This is a genomic window from Spirillospora sp. NPDC052242 (assembly GCF_040679555.1).
In the GTDB taxonomy this organism is placed as follows: Bacteria; Actinomycetota; Actinomycetes; order Streptosporangiales; family Streptosporangiaceae; genus Spirillospora.
Window position 1 is genome coordinate 255,147 of the sequence record NZ_JBFAUZ010000001.1, and the last position, 22,853, is coordinate 277,999.

Sequence of the window (22,853 nt, forward strand, 5' to 3'; positions counted from 1 at the left end):
TGCTCCACAGGTCGGACCTCGCTTCCGGCCGAGGCCCCGGACTCCCCCGCTGTTCGCCCAGCGGGCCGGGGCCGCCTTCGTGTCCGTGACACGCTTACGCCTCTAGATCAGCGCGCCGACGGCTACCGTGGAAGACGTGGACCTGTTGACCTGCGTAGAAGTCAACGGTCCACGGGGCAATGACCACCGGGCGAACGGTGCACGCGATGACCTTCGGCGAGAAGATGAAGGCGCTCATGGCCGAGCGGGGCCTGTCATTGCGCAAGCTGGCGGTCGCTGTGCACTACGACGTGAGCCTGCTCTCGAAGGTCTCGCGGGACCTCAAGCCGCCGTCACGGGCGCTGGCCCATCAGCTCGACACGGCTCTCGGCGCCGACGGCGAGCTGGCCGCCCTCGCAGCCGAGCCCGCGACCAGGGACCCCCGCGGTGAAGACTCCTTCGATAACGGCTCGCGCGTCGACCTGCTCGCCCTGGCCTGGACGGTGGGAAGGCTCGATCAGAACGTGGACCGACGCGCAGTGCTGCAGCTCGCCGCGACGCTGGCGGCGGCCCCCGCCCTCGGGGTCGTGGACCCGATCGAGCGGATCGCCGGAGCGCTGACGCGCCCGACCGGGCTCAGCGAGGACATCGTCAGCCACCTCGAGGCCCGATCGATCGGCTTCCACCGGCTGGAGTTCGTCCTGCCCGCCGAGCAGATCTTCCGTAGTCTCCTCTCGCACCTGTCGGAGGTGACCTCGCTGCTGGAGGCCGGCCCACGGGATCGCCTGCGGGCGCGGCTGGCCAGGGTCGCGGGAGAGACCGCCGTGCTCGGCGCCTGGCTGGCGTGGGACCTGGGGGACGCCGCGCGGGCTGCGTCCCTGTACCGGGTGGCCGGGCTCGCGGCCCGCGAAGGCGACGACCCGGCGATCCTGGCGTGCTCGGCGATCTACCAGAGCTTCGCCGGCAGCGCCGTCCAGGCGCACGGCGTGGCGCGGCGCTCGCTGGCCGAGGCCCGCCAGTACCTCCCGGGTGACGGCGATCCGGCGACGCGGGCGTGGCTGCTCGGCCGGGAGGCGGAGGAGGCGGCGGCGCTGGGCGACCGCGCGGCCGGCGACATGATCGAGCAGGCATCGGACCTGATGGCCAACGCCCGGCCGCACGCCGAACGGCCGTGGACCCGGTGTTTGGAATCGCCGCGCTTCGCCCACATGCGCCTGACCATCGCGACCCGGCTCGGCGACGAATCCGGGGTCCATGACGAAGTCGGCGAGCTGGTGGTTCTCGCTTCGGATCCGGCGCAAAAGAAGACCGGCCGGATGCTGGCGAGCGTCGGGCTCGCCCTGGTCGGGATCGGGGACACCGAGGAAGGCATCCGCTTCGGCGAGCGGGCGGTCGACGCCGTCGAGACCAGTCGGGCGACCTACGCCCTCAACCGGCTGTCGGAGCTCGACGTCGCGCTGGCCGGTGATCCCCGAGCCCGCCAGGTGCGCGAGAGGATCCGGGCTACGCGCCGGGAGCTTGCGTCTCCTCGTCCATCCACGACAGGTACGACGCCAGCCCTGCGTTGATCGGCACCGAGATGATCTCGGCGACGCTGTAATCGTGCATCTGGTGAACGTGCGCCTCCAGCTCGGCGTACCGCGCGGCCGGGGTCTTGATCAGGAGCAGATACTCCTCGTCGACGCGGACTTCGCCCTTCCACCGGTAGGTGCTGGCGATCGGGCCGACGACTTGCGCGCAGGCCGCGAGATGCGAGTCGATCAGTGACCTGGCGATCTCCAGGCCCTTCTCGCGTGAGGGGATCGAGGTCTGAACCTGTACGTACTCACCCATGCCTCATGACGCTACAGGCGGCCGTGCCGGTGGACGAGATTCCGTCCACCGGGCACATTCGGCAGGTCCCTTCTGCGGGGAATTTCGGGAACCCATTCGGCAGGTCAATGCGGTGAGTCGGCCTTGCGGTCCAGGTCGTCGCCGCACTGGTTCCAGAACTCGACCATCAGGTCGCCCACTCCGGGTGTCCATACCGCGACCTGGGTGAACAGCACACCGGCCAGTTCCGCGGACGGGTCGGCGAAGGCGGTCGTGCCGAGGCCGCCCATCCAGCCGAACCGTCCGGGACGGGACGTCGGCGGGGCGTCGCGGATCTCGACCGCGACGCCGAAACCCCAGCCGGTCGTGAGCATCGGCTCGGCGGCCGTCCGCTGCGCGGCGGTGAGGTGGTCGGACGTCATCAGCCGGACCGACTCCCGGGACAGGATCGGCCCGCCACCATCGAGCAGCGTCCCGAAGAAGGCGAGGACGTCGTCGGCGGTGGCGACCAGCCCGCCGCCGCCGGACGGGAAGCCCGGCGGGCGGTCGCGGGGATCGTCGCGGACTACGAGGTGACCGGCCTCGTCCGGGGCGTAGGACGTGACGAGGCGGTGCGTGTCGCGGGGGGCGACGTGGAAGCCGGTGTCGTGCATGCCGAGCGGGTCGAAGATCCGCTCGTGCAGGACGTCCGCGAGCGGGCGGGCGGTCGCGCGGGCGATCAGGACGCCGAGCACGTCCGCGCCTGTGTGGTACATCCACCGCGTGCCCGGCTGGTGGACGAGCGGCAGCGCCGCGAGCCGCTTCGTCCACGTGTCGGGCGGCAGCGGGGACACGTCCGGGCCCGGCGCGACGCCCGCTTCTTCGAGGGCCGTCCCGATCGGGGACGGTTCGAGCACGGCGCCGGTGCCGAGCCGGAACGTCAGCAGGTCGCGGAGGGTGATGGCGCGTTCCGCCGGGACGGTGTCGTCCAGCGGCCCGTCCGGACGGCGCAGCACGCGGGGCGCCCCCAGCTCGGGCAGCAGCCCGTCCACCGGGTCGTCGAGGCGCAGCGCGCCGTCCTCGACCAGGGTCATCGCGGCCGCCGCGACGACCGGCTTGGTGAGCGACGCGATCCGGAACAGTGCGTCCCGCCGCATCGGGACGCCGCCGTCCGCGGCCGTCGAGCCGAGCACGATCGCCCGCGTCTCCCCGCCCCGCCGGACGAGCGCGACGAGGCCCGGCACGAGCCCCGACTCGACGTGCCCGTCCAGCATCTTCCGTATCCGGTCCGGCATGTCCCGGCTCCTCCCCTGGCCCTCGCGTGTACAGACCGTCCGGCGGCGCCGAACTCATCGCGCCGTCGATGTATCGCCCGCGTATCGAAAACCGCATACGCCACGGCAACGCCCGTCCGGGTTCAGTGGGCGCATGAATCACAGCGCGTCACTGGCGGTCCGCCGCACGCGCGGGGCCTTCCTGCCGCCGACCTTGCAGACGCTGCCCGATGCGGTGGCCGCGAACGTGGCCGGGATCCGCGCGCGGACGCCGAGCACGATCATGGCCGTGGTCAAGGCCGACGGTTACGGGCACGGCGCCGTCACGGTGGCCGAGGCCGCCGTCGCCGCCGGGGCCGGATGGCTCGGGACGACGAGCGTCGCGGAGGCGTCCGTGTTGCGCGCCGCCGGGTTGGCGGTGCCGATCCTCACCTGGCTGCACCCCTCCGGGATCGACGCCGACGCGGCGGCCGCCGCCGGGGTCGATGTCGCGGTCGGGTCGGTGGACGAGCTGGGCGCGCTCGTCGCGCGGACCGGTCCGGCGGTGCGGGTCCATCTGCACGTGGACACCGGGATGGCCCGCGGCGGCTGCCCGCGCGGGCGGTGGGACGAACTGATCGGGCTCGCTCGGCGCGGTCGGCAGGATCGGAAGGTCCGCGTCACCGGTGTGATGGGGCACCTTCCGCTGGCCGACGCGGCGGATCCCGCGGCGAACGCGCCGGCGGTGGCCGCGATGCGCGAGGCGCGGCGGGCGGTCCGGGCGGCGGGGCTCGGGGCGCCGCTCGCCCATCTCGCGACCACGTCGGGGGCGTTGACCGATCCGGCGACGCATTTCGACATGGTCCGCGTCGGCGCGGGACTGGTCGGCATCGATCCGTCCGGGACGACGCGGCTGCACGGTGCGTCCCGGCTGACCGCGCCGGTCGTGCACACGGCGGCGGTCCGGGCGGGCACGCCGGTCGGTTACGACGGCGCGTACGTCACCGACCGCGCCACGAACCTGAGCGTCCTGCCCGTCGGGTACGCCGACGGGATCCCGCGGGAGCGTTCGCCGCAGGCCGGGGTCGAGATCCGCGGACGACGTTTCCCGATCGTCGGGCGGGTCTCGATGGACCAGATCGTGATCGACACCGGCGCCGAGTCCTTTCCCGTCGGCACGTCCGCGACGGTGTTCGGCCCGGACGGGGGCGCCGTCCCGTCCGTCGGCGACTGGGCCCGCTGGGCCGGGACCATCCCGCACACCATCGTCACCGGCATCGGGCCGCGCGTGAAACGGAGCATCGGGTGAAGGGGAGGATCGCATGACACGGCGGATCGTGGTGATCGGCGGCGGCGAGAACACCGAGCACGACGTCTCCCTCGCCACCGCCGCGGCGGTCGCGGAGGCGCTGCGGTCCGGCGGGGCCGACGTCGACGAGCTGACCATCGGCCGCGACGGGACGTGGCGGCGCGGGACGGACGCGCTCGGGGCGGGGGCCGCCGGTTCGCTGGCGGCGGCGCTGCGCGCCATCGAACGCGCCGACGCCGTCTTCCCCGCCGTCCACGGCCCGTCCGGTGAGGACGGGACGCTCGCGGCGCTGTGCGTCCTCGCGCACACGCCGCTGGTCGGCTCGGGCGTGCGCGCCGGAGCGCTCGGCATGGACAAGTGGGCGACCAAGCTCGTGGCCGAGGCCGTCGGGATCCGCACCGCCCCCGGCCGGCTCGTCACGGCGGGACAGATCGCCGATGTCGAGTTCGAGAACGATGTGGTGGTGAAGCCGGTTTCGGCCGGGTCGAGTTTCGGTGTCGCCCTGGCCCGCGACGCCTCCGGGCTGCGGGACGCGCTGCGCCGTGCGGCGCGCTTGGACGACCGGATCCTGATCGAGGACGTCGTCGCCGGCCGGGAGATCGACGTGGCCGTCCTGCGGGAGGCCGACGGCCGCCGGTGGGCGTCGCCGCCGCTGGAGATCCACGCCGACGGCCTGTTCGACACCCGGTCGAAGTACGACGGTTCGGCCCGGTTCGGCGTGCCCGCCGACCTCGGCGCCGCGGACCGGACGGCCCTCACCGAGGCGGCGCTGCGGATGTTCGACGCGCTCGGCTGCGCCGGTGTCGCCCGCGTCGACTTCTTCCTCACCGCCGACGGCCCGGTCCTCAACGAGGTCAACACGATGCCCGGGATGACGGCCGAGTCGCAGGTGCCGAGGATGTTCGCCGCGGCGGGACTGCCCTACGCGCGGCTCGTCGAACGCCTGGTCGACGCCGCCGCCGTCCCCGTACCCGTCCCCGTACCCGTCCCCGTACCCGAGCGTGTGAGTCCGTGACCTGCCGGTTTCCATACGCCGGCGATATGCCGCGCCGCCTAGTCTCCGGGCATGCGCGTACTGATCGTGGAGGACGAACCCTACCTGGCCGAAGCCGTCCGTGACGGTCTGCGGCTGGAGGCGATCGCCGCCGACATCGCGGGCGACGGCGAGACCGCTCTTGAGCTGCTCGCCGTCCACTCCTACGACCTCGCGGTCCTGGACCGCGACATCCCCGGCCCCTCCGGCGACGAGATCGCCCGGCGGATCGTCGCGTCGGGCAGCGGCGTCCCGATCCTGATGCTCACCGCGGCCGACCGGATCGACGACAAGGCGTCCGGGTTCGAGCTGGGCGCCGACGACTACCTCACGAAGCCGTTCGAGCTCCGCGAGCTCGTCATGCGGCTGCGGGCGCTGGACCGCAGGCGCGCGTACGCGCGGCCCCCGGTCCGCGAGATCGCGGGCCTGCGGGTGGACCCGTTCCGCCGGGAGGTCTTCCGCGACGGGCGCTACGTCGCGCTCACCCGCAAGCAGTTCGCCGTGCTCGAGGTGCTCGTCGCCGCCGAAGGCGGTGTCGTCGCCGCAGAGGAACTCCTCGAACGGGCCTGGGACGCGAACGCCGACCCGTTCACCAACGCCGTCCGCATCACCGTCTCCGCCCTGCGCAAGCGGCTCGGCGAACCGTGGCTGATCGCCACGGTGCCGGGGGTCGGCTACCGGATCGACACCGGACGGGACTCGGCGCGCCCCGGCGGCGCCGATGAATAGGCGTCCGGGGCTCAGCGTCCGGCTGAAACTCACCCTCAGCTATGCCGGGTTCCTCCTCCTCGCCGGCGCCCTGCTCCTCGCCGTGGTCCGGGTGTTCCTGCTGCGCTACGTCCCCGACGGCGCGCTGCTCACCGGGCCGATGGGCGGACGGCACGGGGCACCGGCCCCGCAGTTCGTCCCCAACCGCTCCGACCTCGAGCGCGCCTTCGCCCCCCGCGCGGCCCAGGCGCTGGCGTTCCTCCTGCTGTTCGGCCTCGTCGGCGGGTGGATCCTCGCGGGCCGGATGCTCGCGCCGCTCACCCGGATCACCGACGCCGCGCGGATGGCCGCCGACGGATCGCTGTCCCACCGGATCCGCATGGACGGCCCGGGCGACGAGTTCCGCAGACTCGCCGACGTCTTCGACTCCATGCTCGGGCAGCTCGAAGCCCACGTCGCCGAACAGCAGCGGTTCGCCGCCAACGCCTCCCACGAACTGCGCACCCCGCTGGCGATCTCGCAGACGCTCCTCGACGTCGCCCGCAACGACCCCACCCGGGACCAGACGGAGCTCATCGAACGCCTCCAGGTCGTCAACACCCGGGCGATCGAGCTCACCGAGGCGCTCCTGCTGCTCAGCCGCGCCGACCGGCAGAGCTTCACCCGCGAGCCCGTCGACCTGTCCCTCATCGCCGAAGAGACCGCCGAAACGCTGCTTCCCCTCGCCGAACGGCGCGCCATCGCCCTCGACGTCACCGGCGAGGCGACGCACGTCCTCGGTTCCGCCGAGCTCATGCTCCGGATGATGACGAACCTCGTCCAGAACGCCATCGTCCACAACCTCCCCGCCGGCGGGACCGTCACCGTCCACACCGAGTCCCGGCACGACGCGAGCGTCCTGCGGGTCGAGAACACGGGCCCCCCGATCCCGCCGGACCTGATCCCGACGCTCACCGAGCCCTTCCAGCGCGGAACCCGGCGCGCCCGCACCGACGAGCACGCCGGCATCGGCCTGGGCCTGGCGATCGTGCACAGCATCGTCCGAGCCCACAACGGGACCCTCGCCCTCGCCGCCCGCCCCACCGGCGGCCTCGTCGTCACCGTCCACCTCCCCGGCGCACCGCAACCGCCCCCGGCCGTCCCCCGATAGAACGTCACGCCGGGGACGGGACGTATCGCGGGCGTATCGGAAAACGCATACGCCGCCGCAACGGCCGCCCGTCTTCAGTGGAGGCACGGACCGCGGAGGTCCGTGCCGGGGGCGTCGCGCCCCCGGCTTCGGAAGCCGATCACGAGAAGGAGACGCCGTGGCCGATGGCCGAGAATGGGACCGGCGTTCGCTGCTCCGGGGCGCCGCCGTGGTGGCCGGTGCCGCCGCGACCGCACCGCTGCTGGGCGGGACGGCCGCAGCACGAGCCGGCACCGGTGACGCGGACGCGCTGTTCAGGGCCGGGAAGTTCGAGCAGGCCGGTCGCGCCTACGAGGAGATCCTGAAAACGGACCCGACGAACGTGCACGCGGCACGGCAGCGCGGCCACGTCGGGCTGCTCGGCAACAAGTTCCCCGACGCCGAGAAGTACCTGACGAGAGCCCTCGAACTGGCCCCCGACGACAAGCAGACCAACCAGTTGCTGGGCGACTGCTACACCCGGCAGGACGAGTTCTCCCTCGCCGTGCCGCGCTGGCAGGCCGCCGGCGAGGACGTCTACGCCCGGTGGTTCGGGGCGGTCCGCGGCGAGCCGTACCAGGTCCACGGCGACATCGGCCGGGTGCCGTGGCTGCAGCTCGACCCGCCGATGGTGGAGGCGTCGGTCAACGGCGGGCCGCCGAAGAGCTTCATGTTCTACACCCGCGTCCCCTGGCTGGGCGTTTCCGCCGGGACGGCCGAGGAAGCGGGGCTGAGCCCCGTCACCAGCCAGAAGATCGAGTACGCGGGCCGCACGATCTGGCAGTACTTCGGGGTGCTGGACTCCTTCGAGCTGGGCGGCATCGAGCTGCGCAACGTCCCCGTGCAGTGGTCGGACGACGACGGCACGCCCGCCCAGCCCAACGACGGCATCATCGGCACGTGGATCCTGTACCACTTCCTGACGACCATCGACTACGCGGGCCGGTCGCTGATCCTGCGCCGCCCGACGCCCGAAGCGCGCGCCGCCGCCGCCCGGACGGGCGCGAAGCCCCTGCCGCTGTGGCTGGCCCGTGAGCACCTGGTGCACAGCATCGGCAGTGTCGCCGGCTCCGGACCGCGGGTGGTGGCCCTCGACATCGGCGGGATCGGCGAGCAGGTCGCGGGCATGTCCGCGGAGACGGCCAGACGGTTGCAGGTCCGCATCGACCACGATCGTCCGCTGGAGGCTTTCGCCGGGGGGCAGCCGGTCGTGAGCCACCCCTGCTACCCGAAGGAGGTCCGTCTCGGGGACGCCGTCGCCGAGCACGCCTACTGCTACGCGGACACGGGCGGCGGGACCGGCGGCTTCGCGGCCGCGGGGGCGAGGGCGGAGCAGGGCGAGGGCTCGCCCGGCGACTACGGGTTCGACGTGCTGGCCCACTTCTCGCACAGCTTCTACAAGCCGTACAACATCACCCTCGACTTCACCGGCATGAACGTCCACATCGCCCGCGGCAAGGCCGCCTGACCGCCGCGGCCGCGGACCGGAACGGGCGGTGGCGGGCTTCCCGCCACCGCCCGTTCCGCAGGCCGTCCGCCACCGGGCCGGGTCAGGCGACGGGCTCCAGGGTCGGCGGGGCGTCGTCGCTGAACTGGGTGCGGTAGAGGTCGGCGTACCGGCCGCCGGCGGCGAGCAGCTCGTCGTGGGTGCCGCGCTCGACGATCGTGCCGTCCTCGACCACGAGGATCAGGTCGGCGGCGCGGACGGTCGACAGCCGGTGCGCGATGACCACGGCGGTGCGGCCGTCCAGGGCCTCGGCGAGGGCCTCCTGCACCGCGGCCTCGGACGTGGAGTCCAGGTGGGCGGTGGCCTCGTCGAGGATCACGACCCGCTGCCGGGCCAGCAGCAGCCGGGCGATGGTGAGCCGCTGCCGTTCGCCGCCCGACAGCCGGTAGCCGCGCTCGCCGACGATCGTGTCGAGCCCGTCCGGCAGGCCCTCGATCAGCGCGTCGAGCCGGGACCGGCGCAGGACGTCCCACAGTTCGTCCTCGGTGGCCTCGGGGCGGGCGAGCAGCAGGTTCTCCCGGATCGACTCGTGGAACAGGTGCCCGTCCTGGGTGACCATGCCGAGCGTCGCGCGGATCGCGGCGAACGACAGGTCGCGGACGTCGACGCCGCCGAGCCGGACGGCGCCCGAGTCGACGTCGTACAGGCGCGGCAGGAGCTGCGCGATCGTGGACTTGCCGGCGCCGGACGAGCCGACGAGCGCGACCGTCTGCCCCGGTTCGGCCGTGAACGAGATGCCGTGCAGGACCTCCTGGCCTCCGCGGGTGTCGAGGGTGGCGACCTCCTCCAGCGAGGCGAGGGACACCTTGTCGGGCGACGGGTAGGAGAACCGGACGTCGTCGAACTCGATCGACGCGGGCCCGTCGGGGACGTCCCGCGCGTCGGGCTTCTCGGCGACGAGCGGCTTCAGGTCCAGCACCTCGAAGACCCGCTCGAAGCTGACCAGCGCGCTCATCACCTCGACGCGGGCGCTGGCGAGGGCGGTCAGCGGCGCGTACAGGCGGGTCAGCAGCAGCGCGAGGGCGACGACGGCGCCGGCGTCCAGGCTGCCGCGCAGCGACAGGTAGCCGCCCAGCCCGTAGACGAGCGCGAGCGCCAGCGCGGACACCATCGTCAGCGCGGTGATGAACACGTGCTGCACCATCGCGGTGCGGACGCCGATGTCGCGGACGCGGCGGGCCCGGGCGGCGAACTCCTCGGACTCCCGCGCCGGCCGTCCGAACAGCTTGATCAAAGTGGCGCCGGGGGCGGAGAACCGCTCGGTCATCTGCGTGCTCATCGCCGAGTCGTGCGCGACGGCCTCGCGCTCCAGGCGGGCGAGGCGGGAGCCCATCCGGCGGGCGGGCAGCAGGAACAGCGGCAGCAGCACCAGCGCGAGCAGGGTGATCTGCCACGAGATGCCCACCATCACCCCGAACGTCAGCGCGACCATCACCAGGTTGCTGACGACGCCCGAGAGGGTGTCGCTGAACGCGCGCTGCGCGCCGATCACGTCGTTGTTGAGGCGGCTGACCAGCGCGCCCGTCCGGGTGCGGGTGAAGAACGCGACCGGCATCCGCTGGACGTGGTCGAACACCGCGGTGCGCAGGTCGAGGATGAGGCCCTCGCCGATGCGGGCCGACAGCCACCGGTTGGCGAGCCCGAGCCCGCCCTCGGCGATCGCGAGCACGGCGATCAGCACCGCGAGCCACACCACGGTGGACGTGCCCGCCCGGTCGTTGATCGCGTCGACGACCCGTCCGGCGAGCACGGGCGTCGCCACCGCGAGGACCGCGAGGACCACGCTGAGCAGCAGGAACGCGGTGAGGGTGCGGCGGTGGGGGCGGGCGAACGCGGCGATGCGGCGCAGCGTCGCCCGGTTGAAGGGCCTGCGGTCCTGGGCGTTGGCCGCGTGGTGCAGCGACATCCACGCGGTGACTTCCATGTCCATGCGATATCCCCGTCGTCTGAGATGCTCCGTTGCGGAACATCATCAGACCTCAAGAAAGGTTGAGGTCAAGCTCGGCCGCCGCGCCCAGTGTCGCGCGGGGGTCCGACAATTCGCGGAGGGACGGTTCATGGACGTCGCGAGGCTGCGGGCCGACACACCGGGATGCGCGGAGGTGACGCACCTCAACAACGCCGGGGCGGCGCTGCCGCCGCGCCCGGTGATCGAGGCGGTGACCGGCCACCTCGCGCTGGAGGCCGCGATCGGCGGCTACGAGGCCGCGGAACGCGAGGCCGCCGCGATCGAGCGCTTCTACGGCGCGATCGCGGGCCTCATCGGCGCGCGCGCGGACGAGATCGCCTACGTGGAGAACGCCACCCGCGCCTGGGACATGGCGTTCTACGCGATCCCGTTCGCCGAGGGCGACCGCATCCTCACCACCGCCGGCGAGTACTCCAGCAACGCGATCGCCTACCGGCAGGTCGCCGCCGCGAAGGGCGCGCGCGTCGAGGTCGTCCCGGACGGCCCGGACGGCGCGATCTCCCTGGAGGCCCTCGAAGCCGAACTGGCGAAGGGCGGCGTCCGGCTCGTGTCGCTCAACCACGTCCCCACCCACAACGGCCTGATCAACCCGGCCGCCGAGGTGGGGCGGCTGTGCGGCGAGCACGGCGTCCTCTACCTGCTGGACGCCTGCCAGTCGGTGGGGCAGCTCGCCGTGGACGTCCGCGAGATCGGCTGCGACATGCTGTCGGCGACCGGCCGCAAGTTCCTGCGCGGCCCCCGCGGCACCGGCTTCCTGTACGTCCGGCGGGAGATCGTCGCCGCCCTGGAGCCCCCGTTCCTGGACCTCCAGGCCGCCGAGTGGCGCGCCCCCGACTACGAGCCCCGCCCGGACGCCCGCCGCTTCGAGACCTGGGAACGGTTCGTCGCCGGTCAGCTCGGGCTCGCCGCCGCCGCCGACTACGCGGCCGCGCTCGGCACCGCCGAGATCGAGAAGCGCGTCGTCGCGCTCGCCGCGACGCTCCGCGGCGAGCTGGGCGCCCGCCCCGGCACGTCCGTCCTGGACCGCGGAACGCACCGCTCGGGGATCGTGACCTTCACCGTGGACGGCCACGAACCGGACGCGATCAAGCGCGCCGCCCGGGACCGCGGGATCAACGTCAACGTCACCAGCCCCGCCGCGCACGGCTACGACCCCACCGCCGTCCCCGCCGCCGTCCGGGCGTCCGTGCACTACTACAACACCGAAGAGGACCTCGACCGCCTGCTCGCGGCCCTCCCCTGAACGCGGACGCGCCCGGCGGGGGCCTTCCGCCTCCCGCCGGGCGTGCGACTCCCCGGTCTCAGGTGTTCGGACGCGCCGCGCTGATGTCGGCGAGCGCCGAGTCCGTGTCCTTCTCCACGGCCAGGTCGCCGATGGACACGATGCCCACCGGGCGGCCGTCCTCGACGACGGGCAGCCGCCGGACCGCCCGCTCCCGCATGATCTGCGCGGCCTTGTCCACCGATTCGTCCGGGCCGATCGTCGCGGTGGCGCTGCTCGCCAGCCCGCCGATCTTCATCTCCCGCGGGTCGCCGCCCGCGGCGAGCCCCCGGACCACCAGGTCACGGTCGGTGACGAGGCCCTTCATGTCGTCGCCCTCGGCGACCAGCACGGCGCCGATGTCCTCGTCGCGCATCGCACGGGCCACGGTGACGATGTCGAGCTCCGGCGACACCGACGTCGGCGAACCGGTCATAATGTCGCGAATCTTCCTGGCCATCCCTTACTCCTCGAACCTCGCGGGTATCCCGGGACGATTCGGCCCCTACCCGCAGGGGCCGGGCTCACTCATCCGTCCTGAGCTGCGCGAACAGCCGCTCCGCCCGCTCCCCGTCCGCGACCGGCCGGTCGGGATCGTGCGGCGCCCCCACCACCGGCACGCAGGAACGTCTCCCCCACCACGTCCTCGGCCGCCTGCGGCCCGAGCCGCCGCGACACGTACCGGTAGAGCATCGCGGAGCAGCGGTCGAAGAGGAGAGCGAACGATTCCGGGTCGGAGAGCGAAGACTCGATGAGCTCGCTATCGACCATCGGAACCGCTGGAGGTGCGGTCATCGCGGCGACCATGACCTGTGTGCCGGCCTTCCCGTGCGGGGGCTCTCTCGACGACGTCTCTCCGCACCCCCGCAAAGGAGTTCACGGTTCTCGATCACTAATCCGTAACGCGTCCGAACCATCCGGCTCGTCCGGGCATCCTCATGACTACACGGGGGCATCGGCGATCGACCGCTCCGCCCGCACGCCGGAACACAACTCAAGGAGGAGCGGCTCGTGACCGAGACCCCGGACGCGCCCAAGACCGACGAACCGGCCGACCGCGCGCCCGCCCGCACGCCCACGGCGGAGTTCCGCGTCCCGGACGTCACGAAGACCCGCGAGGACATCCCCGTCCGCCGCCCCGAGGCCGCGACCACCCGAGCCGAACGCCTCCCCACCCCACCGGACGACGACGACCCCGACGCGAACGCCCAGGCCGAGGCCGCCGAGGCGACCGACCCCGAAGAGGCCGAGGCCGCCGACCGCGAGGACGAACCCGACGCGGACGCACCGGACGCCGAGCCGACCGCCGAGCCCCGGGCAAAGAACGACCCCGAGAAGCCCAACGAGCAGGAAGCCGAACCCCAAGCCGAGGTCGACACCGACCCCGCCGACGACGCGACGGCCGACGAGGCCCCACCCGCCGCAGACGAGCCGTCCGAAACGACCGCGCAGGACGAGGACACCCCACAGGCGGCCGACGACCCCGAGCAACACACGTCCGAGCCCGCCGACGGCACGACGCCCGCAGAGCGCGAGGACCCGCCGGTACGGCCGGACGCCGCCGGGCAGCGCGCGTCCGAGCCCGGCAGCGAGACGGCGCCAGAACACGACCGGACGGACGACGAGGCAGCCCCCGCACGCCGCGAGGACCCGCCGCGCCGACCGGACAAGGCCGCGAAGAACGCCGCCGAGGCCGCCGAGACGTCCGACACGTCCAACGGCCACAACGAAACGACACCGACAAGACGCGAGGCCCCACCGGTACGGCCGGAGGCGGCCGAGCAGCGCGCGTCCGAGGCCGACAGCGAGACGGCGCCAGAACACGACCGGACGAACGACGACGCAGCCCCCGCACGCCGCGGAGGCCCGCCGCACCGACCAGACGAGGCCGCGAAGAGCGCCGCCGAAGCGTCCGACACGTCCAACGGCCACAACGAAACGGCACCAGCAGACAACCGCCCCAGCAACGACCCGGCAGCCGCGGAGCACGAGGACCCGCCGCGACGGTCGGGCGCGGCCGAGCAGCGCACCCTTGACACGTCCAGCGGCCGCAGCGAGACGGCGCCGACCCGTGACCGGACGGGCGAGGCGGCAGCCATGCGCCGCGAGGCCCCACCACGCCGACCGGGCGAGGACGGGGAACGCGGCGGCGGCGAGTCTCGCGGTGGGGTGGCGCAGGCGTCGGGTGGGGCGGCGGGCGCGCGGTATGAGGCGCCGCCGCGGCGGCCCGGGGAGGCGGGGCCGGAGGCCACGCGGACGGTCGTGGATCTGCCCGTGCCGGTGGCGTCGCCCGCGGTGCCGGAGGTGTATCGCGGGGAGGTGTCCGAGGGCGAGGGCGGGCTCGTCCGGTTCGTCGGGTACGAGCCGGTCGGGGACGTGACGCGGCAGGACGTGCCGCGGGTCGCGGAGGCGCCGGAGGACGAGCGGTCGGGGCGGCGCGCGTGGCCGTGGGTGCTGGTCGCGGTGCTCGTGGTGGTGATGGCGGTCGTGACGGCGCAGCTGGTGCGGCCGGTGCCGGAGCCGGAGCTGCGGCTGACGATCGCGGCGGAGCACACGTTCCCGGGGGCGGCGCCCCAATTGCCGTGGCCGGGGTCGGGGCAGTCGGCGGTGTTCGTCGAGGGCCTCGGGATGATGGGGGCGTCCGGCAATGCGGTGCCCGCGCCGACGGCGAGCGTCGCGAAGGTGATGACGGCGTACGTGTACCTGCGGGACCATCCGCTGCGGCCGGGGGAGCCGGGGCCCACGCTGGCGGTGTCGCCGGAGGGTGTCGCGGAGATGCCGATGCGTCGGCAGCGGGGCGAGTCGCTGCTGGGGATCACGCAGGGGCAGCGGCTGACGCAGCGGAAGGCCCTCGAGGCACTGATGATCATCTCCGCGAACGATGTGGCGCACGAGCTGGCGAAGTGGGACGCGGGCAGCGTGCAGGCGTTCGTGGCGAAGATGAACGCGGCGGCTCGTGAGCTGGGGATGACGAACACGACGTACACCGACCCCAGCGGCTACGACTCGGGGACGGTGAGCACCGCGGCGGATCAGGTGAAGCTGCTGCGGGCCGCGATGGCGATGCCGGCCTTCGCGGAGATCGTGAACAAGCGGACGTTCGTGCCCGCGGACGGCGGGCCCGTGCGGGAGGGCGGGAACTTCCTGCTCGGCCAGTTCGGGGTCGTCGGGGGCAAGACGGGGTTCACGGACGCGGCGGGCGGCAACTTCGTGTTCGCGGCGCGCAAGGACGTCGCGGGGGTCTCGACGCTGATCGTCGGTGCGGTGATGGGGCAGCGGACGGCGAGTGCGGCGGGTGCGGTGTCGGCGGCCGGTGGGCTGGTGCAGGCGGCCGAGGGCGCGTTGACGTCGGCGACGCTCGCGCAGGCGGGGGCGCGGGTCGCGGTGGTCGACGACGGGCTCGGGGGGACGACGCCGGTGCGGGCGGCGTCCGCGGTGACGGTCGTCGGGTGGCCGGGGCTGACGGTGGCCGTCGCGGCCCACGGCGAGCCGCCGGCGGAGGCGGCGGCGGGCGAGGAGACGGGCACGCTGACGGCGGGCGCGGCGCGGGTGCCGTTGCGGTTCGGGGACGCCTACGGCGGTCCGGCGCTGGTCGACCGGCTGATCAGGCTGGGGTAGCCGTCAAGCGCGGTGGACGGAGAAGCGGGTGAAGAGGGCGGCGAAGGCGGCGCCGTCGGTCTCGACGGTGAGTCCGGACAGCCCGGCGGGGAGGGGGTCGGGGTCCACGACGTCGAGGGTCTTCACGCCGTCCACCCAGAACACGAGCCGGAGGCCGCCCTCGACCGTTTTGCACAGCGCCTTGAGTTCGTGGTGGGCGCGTTCTTTCGGTTTGACGCGCGCGGAGCCGAGCGACTGGGTCTCCTCGCTGTACCGTTCGATCTCCGTCTTGCCGTCGCGCGACATCATGAACCCGTAGCCGATGGTGGAGGACGCGTCGGCGTCGTTGCGGCAGGTGACGCCGACCTGGGAGGCGCCCGGGGCGGCTCCCTGGAAGCCGACCCGCGTCGTGACCAGCATGTCGGCGAGGGGCGCGTGCGACGCCTGCACCGCCGATCCGGATCCGGCGGCGATGCCGTACTGGTAGCCGCCCGGGATGTAGCGGTTCTCTTCGTCCTGCGTCCAGGAGCGGCTGCGCGCCGGGAGCGTCGCCTCGTGGACGAAGTCGGTCTCGTAGATGGGCGTCCGGGACTGCGGCGGGCTGTCGTAGGCGTCGGTCGGCTGCTGGTTGTCGTAGGCGGCGGTCTGGGAGCCCGTTCCGGACGCGTTCCCCTCGTCGGAGCCCGCGGCCTGTACGGCGATCACGACGGCGAACGCGATCGTGACGGCCGCCGCGACCGCGACGGCGGCGCCGGACGCGAGCACGCCCGGGTGCCGCCAGGGCCGCGGCGGCGCCTGCCGCCCCCGCTCGACGGTGGGCGGGACGGGCGGCGCGGCGAACGACGGCCCCGGTGCCGGACCGGACGCGGACGGCGCACCGGCCGGCGGGGAGGGGTGGGCGAACACCGCCGGCGGGCGGACGTCCCCGGCCGGTGGGCGGGCGTCGCCCTCCGGGCTGACGAGCAGGTCGATCAGCTCGCGTGCGGTGGGCCGCCGCGCGGGGTCCTTGGCGAGGCAGCGGCCGATGACGGGGCGCAGCGCGGCGGGCACCCCGTCGAGCCGCGGCTCCTCGTTGGCGATGCGGTTCATCAGCGCGGCGAAGGAGGGCCCGGACCCGAACGGCGGCGTCCCGGTGGCCGCGTACACGACGGTGCCCGCCCAGGCGAAGACGTCCGACCGCTCGGTCGGCGGGCGGCCGTCGATCCATTCGGGCGCGAAGTAGGCGGGGGTGCCGACCATCTGGGTGTTGGTGTCGGCGTCGATGGCGCGCGCGATGCCGAAGTCGACGACGCGGGGGCCGTCCGGGCCGAGGAGCACGTTGGCCGGTTTCAGGTCGCGGTGGACGATCCCGGCGGAGTGGATCGCGGCGAGCGCGCTGGCGGTGTTGACGGCGAGCCGGACGAGCGCGCCGCCGTGCAGCGGGCCGTCCTCCTGCACGCGCTGCGCCAGGGAGGGGCCGTCGATGTACTCGCTGACGACGTAGGGCCGGTCGCCGCGCGTCGACGAGTCGAGCACCGCCGCGGTGCAGAAGGGGGCGACGCGGCGGGCGGACTCCATCTCGCGGAGGAACCGGGTGCGGGCCGCCGGGTCGGACGTCTTGAGCACCTTGACGGCGACGCGCTGCCCGGACTCGTCCTCGCCGAGGTACACCACTCCCTGGCCGCCCTCGCCGAGGCGTCCGGCGAGCCGGTAGGGCCCGATCGAGGCCGGGTCGTCGGCGCCGAGCGGAGATGCGGCCATGGACACCCTTCCATGCCCCGCGCGCAGGGCGGATCACGACGGAACTGCTTTCCCCGCTCGCATGATGCCACAGCGGTATCGCCCGGTTGGCCCGGTTTCCGAAGGGCCGTCCGGCCCGGGTCAGGCGTACAGCGCCGACAGGTACCTGATCAGCAGGGCCTCGCGGGTGTCCGGGGGCAGGGCGTCGAGGACGGCGTTCACGACGGCCATCCCCCCGGACGGCTCGGCGCCGACGGACGCGAGCAGTTCGGCGAACCCGGCGTCGGTGAGGGCGTCGAGATCGAGGCCGGCGATCGCGGCGGCGAGCCCGTCGGGGACGGGCGGCGGCCCGGCGGCGCGGGCGGCCTTCGCGGACGCGGCGAGGGCGTCGAGGAGCGCGCCGGTGTCGGACACCCCGGTGATCGTGAAGTGCAGGTTGGCGGGGATGCCGCGGTAGGAGAGCTGGGGCTGGAAGAACCAGCCGCGGGCGCGGGCCTCGTCGGCGAGGACGAACACGTCGAGTGCGGGGTCGGTGGAGGCGACGGCGACGAGCGGGACGACCGGGGAGCCGAGCACCCGCAGCCCGTCGGGGAGCCCGGCGGCGAGGCGTTCGGCGGCGTCCATCGCGCGGGCGGCGAGGTCGCGGTAGCCGGCGGCGCCGACGGCGTGGAGGGTGGCCCAGGCGGCGGCGAGCGGGCCCGCGCTCTTGCTCGACTGGACGCCGGAGTTGATGACCGTGTAGCCGGGCCATTCGGCGGACGCGAAGTAGGCGCGGCGGCGCAGGGCGGGGTCGGCGAACAGGACGACGGACGCGCCCTTGGGCGCGTAGCCGTACTTGTGCAGGTCGCACGACAGCGAGGTGACGCCCGGGACGGAGAGGTCGAACGGCGGCACGTCCCGTCCGGTGTCGCGCAGCCACGGCAGGACCCAGCCGCCGACGCAGGCGTCCACGTGGCACAGGACGCCGGCGGACGCGGCGATCTCCGCGATCTCGGGGACGGGGTCCATGACGCCCTGCGGGTAGGAGGGCGCGGACGCGACGACGAGGACGGTGCGCGGGGTGATCGCGGCGGCGACGGCCGCGGGGTCGGCGCGGAACCCGTCGTCCACGGGGACGGCCACGGCCTCCAGGCCGAGGTAGTGCGCGGCCTTGTGGAAGGCGGGGTGCGCGGTGACGGGCAGGACGAGCTGCGGCCGTCCCGCGACGGGACGCGCGTCGCGCGCGGCCTTCACCGCGAGCATGATCGACTCGGTGCCGCCGCTGGTGAACACGCCGGTGCCGCCGCCGAGCCGGTCGGCGACGGCGCCGACGACGTCGCGTTCGAGGGCGACGATGCTGGGGAACGCCGTGGGGTCGAGGCAGTTGACCTCGAGCATCTCCCGGTAGGCGGCGGCGGCGAGGTCGTGCACGGCGTCGCGTCCGGTGTCGTAGACGTACGCGGTGACCTTGCCGCCGCGGACGGGCAGGTCGGCGTCGCGGAGGGCGGCGAGCCGGTCGAGCAGTTCGGCGGCGGGGCGGCCGTCCTCAGGCAGGGTCATCGAGGTTCCTCGGGGCGTGGGCGGCGGCGAGCCGCCGGTAGGCGAGCAGCGGCGGGACGCTGAGCAGGAGCAGGGCGGCGGGGACGAGCGTGAACCCGGCGGCGAGGCCGGTCAGCGCGGCGTCCGGCTGGACGACCGGGGTGTCGAAGTCGGACGAGCGGAACGAGCAGGCGGCGAGGATCAGCGCGAACACGCCGGGGCCGAGGGCGAGCGCGCCGGTCTCGGCGGCCGTCCACAGGCCGGTGAACGCGCCCGACTGGGCGTGCCCGGTGCGTCCGGCGTCGGCGTGGACGGTCTCGGGCAGCAGCGCGAGGGGAAGGAACTGCGTCGCCGCGTAGCAGACGCCGACGGCGGCGCTGAGCGCGAGTACCGCGGCCGTCGAGGCGATCAGCGGGAACAGGACGGCGACGAGGACGGCGAACGCGGCGAGTGCGGCGGCGTAGCAGGGCACGGCCCCGTACCGGCGCGCGAGCGCCCGCCACATCGGCACCGCGAACGCGCTCGGCGCGACCATGCAGACGAACATCGCGGAGGTGAGGGCGTAGTCGTCCAGCCGGTAGGTGGCGACGTAGGGGGCGCCCGCGAGCATGATCGCGACCGCGAGGGTGTGCAGGACGTACGCGGTGAGCAGGGCGAAGAACGGGCGGTTGCCGCGGGCGGTGCGGAGCGCGGCGCGCAGGCCGAGCGCGTGCGGGCCGGGGCTGGACGGGATCCAGCGGGTGGCGCGGGCGCTGCCGAGCAGGGCGGCGGCCATGACGGCGCCGACGGCGAGGCCCATCAGCGCGTGCCCGGCGCGGCCGCCGCCGGCGGCGTCGGTGACGGCGGGGGCGACGCCGCCCGCGATGAGGATGCCGACGGTGAGGCAGACGACGCGCCACGCCATAGCGCGGCCGCGTTCGGCGGGGTCGGCGGAGATCTCGGCGGGCAGCGCGACGTACGGGACCTGGAAGCAGGCGAAGGCGCTCGCGGCGAGGAGGAACGCGAGGCCCGCCCAGACGGCGGCGAAGCCGGGCGAGTCGACCGGGACGGCGAACATCGCGGCGAACAGGACGGGCAGCGTGCACGCGCCGGCCGTGAGCAGCCGGGTGCGGCGCCCCGTCCGGACGGCCTCGCGGTCGCTGGCGGCGCCCACGACGGGGTTCAGCAGGACGTCCCACGCCTTCGGCAGGACGAGGACCGCGCCCGCGACGGCCGCGCCGACGCCGAGCACGTCGGTGAGGTAGTAGAGCAGGAGCAGCCCGGGGACGGCCGAGAACACGCCCGTGCCGACCGACCCGACGCCATAGCCGAACAGGCGCGCGCGTGTCAGCGGCACCGAGGTCGCCGTCGTCGTCGGGGCGCTCACCGCGAACCGCCGGGGAGCCCCAGGGCGGCGGTGACGAGCCGGTGCAGGTGGGCGCGGAACCGCGCGAGTTCGGCGGGGTCGTCCATGCCGCGGCGGCGGCCGTCCGCGTCGAGGACGCCGCCGCGCGCGAACCCGTGCGTCGCCCAGATGACCGTCCACACGGCGTACTCGACGTCGACGCCGTCGTCGACGAACGCGCGGACGGCGTCCGCGACGAGCTCCATGAGCGGCCGGACGTAAAGGCTCTCGAGGTGCGCGACGTCGGCGGCGTCCGACAGCCAGCGGTGCATCCACAGCGCCGGGATCGCCGGGTTCGCCGCGCAGAAGTCGACGTACCGGTCGACGAGCGCGAGCAGCGCCCCCGCCCCGCCGCCGCCCGGGAGGTCCGCGATGGCGGCCTCCAGGGCGGCGCGTTCGGTCTGGTGGGCGCGTTCCATGACGGCCAGGTACAGGTCGCGCTTGCCGCCGACGTGGTAGGCGACCGTCGCGATGTTGAGCCCGGCCGTCTCGGCGATGAGCCGGGTGGAGGTGCCGTCGTAGCCGTGCGCGGCGAACAGCCGGGTGGCGACGTCGAGGATGCGCTCCCGGCCGGAGTCGCTGGTCATGCGCCGACCGTAGACCCCCGGCGCGCCTTGGTCAATCGCTTGATGGAGAGGGGTCGGTGAGCCAGACGGTCAGCGCCATCTCCATCTCCAGCCGCGCCTCCGGCTCGTACAGCCGGTCGCCGAACAGCTCCTCGAGCTGGTGCAGCCGGTACCGGACGGTCTGCGGGTGGACGTGCAGGCGGGTGGCGACCTCGGTCGCGTTGAACCCGTTCTGCAGGCACGACAGCAGCGTGCGCATCAGCCGCTCGCGGTGCCGGGGCCGGACGGACCGCAGCGGCGCGAGCCGCAGGTCCGCGACGGCCCGCACCAGCTCCTCGTCCTTGAACACCACCAGCGCCGGCATGTGGTCGGCGCACCGGATCAGCCGGTCGGACGGCAGGATGCCGCGGCGCGCGAGCGGCAGCGCCTCCCGCGCCCAGCGCAGCGACTTCGCGGCGTCCTCGGTGCGGACCGTCGGGCCCATCGCGGCCACCCAGTTGCGCAGCGCCGACTCCAGCATCCGGCCCCGCCCCGGCCCCTCGGGGTCGGGCACCAGCAGGCACGGTTCGCGGCGGTTCACGTCGGACAGGACGTCCGGCGGCAGCGACGGGTGCGAGAACGGCTGCCGCCCCCGCTCGTACAGGACGACCGCGGCGACCGTGCGCGGCACCCGCCACTGCGCGAGCCGCGCCAGGTCGGCGACCGCCTGGGGCGACGCGGGCGGTTCGGCCAGCAGCATGTCGAGCAGCCGGCGGCGGCGGTGCTCCAGCTCGCCGGCCTCCTGCTCGCGGGCCTTGGTGTAGCCCTCGGTGGCCGCGCGGGCGATCTCGTCCAGGAACGCGAAGATCGCCTCGGCGAGGCTGGCGAGGGTGTGCCGCGACATGTTGTACTGCTCGGACTCCGCCGCCAGCCGCCGCCACGCGACGCGCGCGCCGAGCCGCATCGACGTCTGCAGGATGTCGAGGCTGCGCCCCTCCCGGGCCTCCGCCCAGCCGATCTCCCGGTAGACGGCCGCGACCTGCTCCCACGAGCTGTTCGGGTCCATGATCAGGTCGACGAACTGGCGCAGCGCGCCCTCCACCGCGAGCCGGACGAGCCGCGCGTACTCCTCGTCCTGCGGGCGGGAGTACTCGGGGATCCCGGCCAGGATCTCCTCGATCATCTCCTTGGCCAGGCCGTCCAGGTGCGGCCGGAAGATCTCGGAGAGCTCGCTGGGCACGCCCACCCAGGGCTTGAGCGGCGAGCGCTCCTCCAGGGTCGTGGTCACGGTTCCACCTCCCGCCCCCACGGTGTCTAGGGGACGCTCCGGAAGCTACCGATCACACGCGGAACGGGCTTCACCATCGGCGACGCAATGCGCCGCGACGGTTGTCACCTCAGTGACAATCGGTCCGGCCGCGAAACCCCGTACCGCCGCGCCGATCGGCCCGCGCGCGCTATTGGCCGTCCGTCCCGTCCGCCTCGGCGGGCCGCTCCCCGCCGGCGAGGGCGCCCGCGAGCACGAGCCGTCCCGACGTGCGGACGATCGCCGCGACCTCGTCCGCCGGGCGGTGCAGCGACGCGACGCTGACCAGCGCGGCGAGCAGCACGTGCCCGAGCACGATCTCGACGTCCTCGCGCTGCGGCACCGGATCGCCGATCGCCGCCGACAGCCGGTCGCGCAGGAAGAGGAACACGACGTTGCGGGAGTCGTCGACGCTGGAGTCGTCCGCCGTCACCGCCTGGATGATCGCCGACGTCAGCGTGACGTTGTCGGCCGCGACGTGCACGATCCGCTCGAGCAGCGCGGTGAGCCGCTCGACCGGGGTGTCGCCGACCGCGAGCGCGTCGATGTCGTCGGTGACCCGGTGCGCCCAGGTCGCGGCGACCTCGGTGAGCAGGTGGTCCTTGGTGGCGAAGTAGCGGTAGACGGTGGCGCGCGCGACGCCCGCGCGGTCCGCGACGTCGTGCATGGTGACGGCCGGGTAGCCGCCCTCCACCGCCAGGGTCCACGCGGCGTCGATCAGCCGCTCCCGCCGCGCCTGCTGGTCCTTGGTCAGCGTCCGCGTGACCGTGAACCGCACATCCGCGCTCACAACGCCTCCTCGCCGA

18 protein-coding genes are annotated in these 22,853 nt (G+C 74.0%); 8 read left to right on the forward strand and 10 right to left on the reverse strand.

Annotation, left to right across the window (positions count from 1 at the left end):
• Positions 1 to 206 precede the first annotated feature (206 nt).
• Positions 207 to 1,547, forward strand: a complete 1,341-nt coding sequence (locus AB0L25_RS01350) for a helix-turn-helix domain-containing protein (protein ID WP_500167411.1) — start codon at positions 207 to 209, stop codon at positions 1,545 to 1,547.
• Here AB0L25_RS01350 and cutA read toward each other — a convergent pair.
• Together cutA and AB0L25_RS01360 are read right to left on the reverse strand one after the other, a co-directional pair.
• Positions 1,483 to 1,812 carry a divalent-cation tolerance protein CutA gene (cutA, locus tag AB0L25_RS01355; RefSeq protein WP_500167412.1) on the reverse strand — a complete coding sequence of 110 codons (330 nt, stop codon included), beginning with the start codon at positions 1,810 to 1,812 and terminating at the stop codon, positions 1,483 to 1,485. The two genes, AB0L25_RS01350 and cutA, sit on opposite strands and share 65 nt — an antisense overlap.
• A gap of 104 nt (positions 1,813 to 1,916) precedes the next feature.
• A complete protein-coding gene (locus tag AB0L25_RS01360; protein WP_500167414.1) occupies positions 1,917 to 3,065 on the reverse strand; it encodes a serine hydrolase domain-containing protein in 1,149 nt (382 codons plus the stop codon).
• A gap of 133 nt (positions 3,066 to 3,198) precedes the next feature.
• Here AB0L25_RS01360 and alr point away from each other — a divergent pair, with 133 nt between their 5' ends.
• The 5 genes from alr (at position 3,199) to AB0L25_RS01385 (ending at position 8,709) form a co-directional block, all read left to right on the forward strand.
• A complete protein-coding gene (gene alr, locus AB0L25_RS01365; RefSeq protein WP_500167416.1) occupies positions 3,199 to 4,332 on the forward strand; it encodes an alanine racemase in 1,134 nt (377 codons plus the stop codon).
• 13 nt (positions 4,333 to 4,345) lie between these two features.
• Complete coding sequence (locus tag AB0L25_RS01370; RefSeq protein ID WP_500167418.1) at positions 4,346 to 5,347, forward strand: D-alanine--D-alanine ligase family protein; 1,002 nt, start codon at positions 4,346 to 4,348, stop codon at positions 5,345 to 5,347.
• A 51-nt stretch (positions 5,348 to 5,398) separates the two neighbouring features.
• On the forward strand, positions 5,399 to 6,094 hold the full coding sequence (locus tag AB0L25_RS01375) for a response regulator transcription factor (RefSeq protein WP_500167420.1): 696 nt from the start codon (positions 5,399 to 5,401) through the stop codon (positions 6,092 to 6,094).
• Positions 6,087 to 7,223 (forward strand): sensor histidine kinase, encoded by a 1,137-nt coding sequence (locus tag AB0L25_RS01380; RefSeq protein ID WP_500167422.1) that lies wholly within the window; start codon positions 6,087 to 6,089, stop codon positions 7,221 to 7,223. Before AB0L25_RS01375 ends, AB0L25_RS01380 begins: the two co-directional genes overlap by 8 nt.
• A gap of 157 nt (positions 7,224 to 7,380) precedes the next feature.
• A complete protein-coding gene (locus tag AB0L25_RS01385; RefSeq protein WP_500167425.1) occupies positions 7,381 to 8,709 on the forward strand; it encodes a tetratricopeptide repeat protein in 1,329 nt (442 codons plus the stop codon).
• 82 nt (positions 8,710 to 8,791) lie between these two features.
• Here the strand turns inward: AB0L25_RS01385 and AB0L25_RS01390 are convergent, their stop codons facing one another.
• Complete coding sequence (locus AB0L25_RS01390) at positions 8,792 to 10,678, reverse strand: ABC transporter ATP-binding protein (RefSeq protein WP_500167427.1); 1,887 nt, start codon at positions 10,676 to 10,678, stop codon at positions 8,792 to 8,794.
• 127 nt (positions 10,679 to 10,805) lie between these two features.
• Here AB0L25_RS01390 and AB0L25_RS01395 point away from each other — a divergent pair, with 127 nt between their 5' ends.
• Positions 10,806 to 11,960, forward strand: coding sequence for an aminotransferase class V-fold PLP-dependent enzyme (locus AB0L25_RS01395; protein ID WP_500167429.1), 1,155 nt, complete (start codon positions 10,806 to 10,808; stop codon positions 11,958 to 11,960).
• Between the two features lie 58 nt (positions 11,961 to 12,018).
• Here the strand turns inward: AB0L25_RS01395 and AB0L25_RS01400 are convergent, their stop codons facing one another.
• Positions 12,019 to 12,438, reverse strand: coding sequence for a CBS domain-containing protein (locus tag AB0L25_RS01400; RefSeq protein WP_500167431.1), 420 nt, complete (start codon positions 12,436 to 12,438; stop codon positions 12,019 to 12,021).
• Between the two features lie 551 nt (positions 12,439 to 12,989).
• Here AB0L25_RS01400 and AB0L25_RS01405 point away from each other — a divergent pair.
• Positions 12,990 to 15,596 carry a D-alanyl-D-alanine carboxypeptidase family protein gene (locus AB0L25_RS01405; RefSeq protein ID WP_500167433.1) on the forward strand — a complete coding sequence of 869 codons (2,607 nt, stop codon included), beginning with the start codon at positions 12,990 to 12,992 and terminating at the stop codon, positions 15,594 to 15,596.
• 3 nt (positions 15,597 to 15,599) lie between these two features.
• Here AB0L25_RS01405 and AB0L25_RS01410 read toward each other — a convergent pair whose 3' ends face one another.
• From AB0L25_RS01410 to AB0L25_RS01435, 6 genes are all read right to left on the reverse strand, one after another.
• Entirely contained in the window at positions 15,600 to 17,315 is a 1,716-nt protein-coding gene (locus AB0L25_RS01410; RefSeq protein WP_500167435.1) for a serine/threonine-protein kinase, read from the reverse strand.
• A gap of 120 nt (positions 17,316 to 17,435) precedes the next feature.
• Positions 17,436 to 18,833 (reverse strand): pyridoxal phosphate-dependent decarboxylase family protein, encoded by a 1,398-nt coding sequence (locus tag AB0L25_RS01415; RefSeq protein ID WP_500167437.1) that lies wholly within the window; start codon positions 18,831 to 18,833, stop codon positions 17,436 to 17,438.
• Entirely contained in the window at positions 18,820 to 20,148 is a 1,329-nt protein-coding gene (locus AB0L25_RS01420) for an MFS transporter (protein WP_500167439.1), read from the reverse strand. Before AB0L25_RS01420 ends, AB0L25_RS01415 begins: the two co-directional genes overlap by 14 nt.
• 26 nt (positions 20,149 to 20,174) lie before the next feature.
• The gene (locus AB0L25_RS01425; RefSeq protein WP_500167440.1) at positions 20,175 to 20,783 is read right to left on the reverse strand and encodes a TetR/AcrR family transcriptional regulator; all 609 of its coding nucleotides are present in this window, start codon (positions 20,781 to 20,783) and stop codon (positions 20,175 to 20,177) included.
• 31 nt (positions 20,784 to 20,814) lie between these two features.
• Entirely contained in the window at positions 20,815 to 22,029 is a 1,215-nt protein-coding gene (locus AB0L25_RS01430) for a PucR family transcriptional regulator (RefSeq protein WP_500167442.1), read from the reverse strand.
• 169 nt (positions 22,030 to 22,198) lie between these two features.
• Complete coding sequence (locus tag AB0L25_RS01435) at positions 22,199 to 22,837, reverse strand: TetR/AcrR family transcriptional regulator (protein WP_500167444.1); 639 nt, start codon at positions 22,835 to 22,837, stop codon at positions 22,199 to 22,201.
• Positions 22,838 to 22,853 lie beyond the last annotated feature (16 nt).

What these genes read in the sequence shown, in the direction of transcription:
- AB0L25_RS01370 (WP_500167418.1), top strand. Translation starts at nt 4,346, where the DNA reads ATGACACGGCGGATCGTGGTGATCGGCGGCGGCGAGAACACCGAGCAC.
- AB0L25_RS01415 (WP_500167437.1), bottom strand. Translation starts at nt 18,833, where the DNA reads ATGACCCTGCCTGAGGACGGCCGCCCCGCCGCCGAACTGCTCGACCGG.
- AB0L25_RS01380 (WP_500167422.1), top strand. Translation starts at nt 6,087, where the DNA reads ATGAATAGGCGTCCGGGGCTCAGCGTCCGGCTGAAACTCACCCTCAGC.
- alr (WP_500167416.1), top strand. Translation starts at nt 3,199, where the DNA reads ATGAATCACAGCGCGTCACTGGCGGTCCGCCGCACGCGCGGGGCCTTC.
- AB0L25_RS01375 (WP_500167420.1), top strand. Translation starts at nt 5,399, where the DNA reads ATGCGCGTACTGATCGTGGAGGACGAACCCTACCTGGCCGAAGCCGTC.
- AB0L25_RS01425 (WP_500167440.1), bottom strand. Translation starts at nt 20,783, where the DNA reads ATGACCAGCGACTCCGGCCGGGAGCGCATCCTCGACGTCGCCACCCGG.
- cutA (WP_500167412.1), bottom strand. Translation starts at nt 1,812, where the DNA reads ATGGGTGAGTACGTACAGGTTCAGACCTCGATCCCCTCACGCGAGAAG.
- AB0L25_RS01390 (WP_500167427.1), bottom strand. Translation starts at nt 10,678, where the DNA reads ATGGACATGGAAGTCACCGCGTGGATGTCGCTGCACCACGCGGCCAAC.
- AB0L25_RS01410 (WP_500167435.1), bottom strand. Translation starts at nt 17,315, where the DNA reads ATGGCCGCATCTCCGCTCGGCGCCGACGACCCGGCCTCGATCGGGCCC.
- AB0L25_RS01400 (WP_500167431.1), bottom strand. Translation starts at nt 12,438, where the DNA reads ATGGCCAGGAAGATTCGCGACATTATGACCGGTTCGCCGACGTCGGTG.
- AB0L25_RS01350 (WP_500167411.1), top strand. Translation starts at nt 207, where the DNA reads ATGACCTTCGGCGAGAAGATGAAGGCGCTCATGGCCGAGCGGGGCCTG.
- AB0L25_RS01360 (WP_500167414.1), bottom strand. Translation starts at nt 3,065, where the DNA reads ATGCCGGACCGGATACGGAAGATGCTGGACGGGCACGTCGAGTCGGGG.
- AB0L25_RS01395 (WP_500167429.1), top strand. Translation starts at nt 10,806, where the DNA reads ATGGACGTCGCGAGGCTGCGGGCCGACACACCGGGATGCGCGGAGGTG.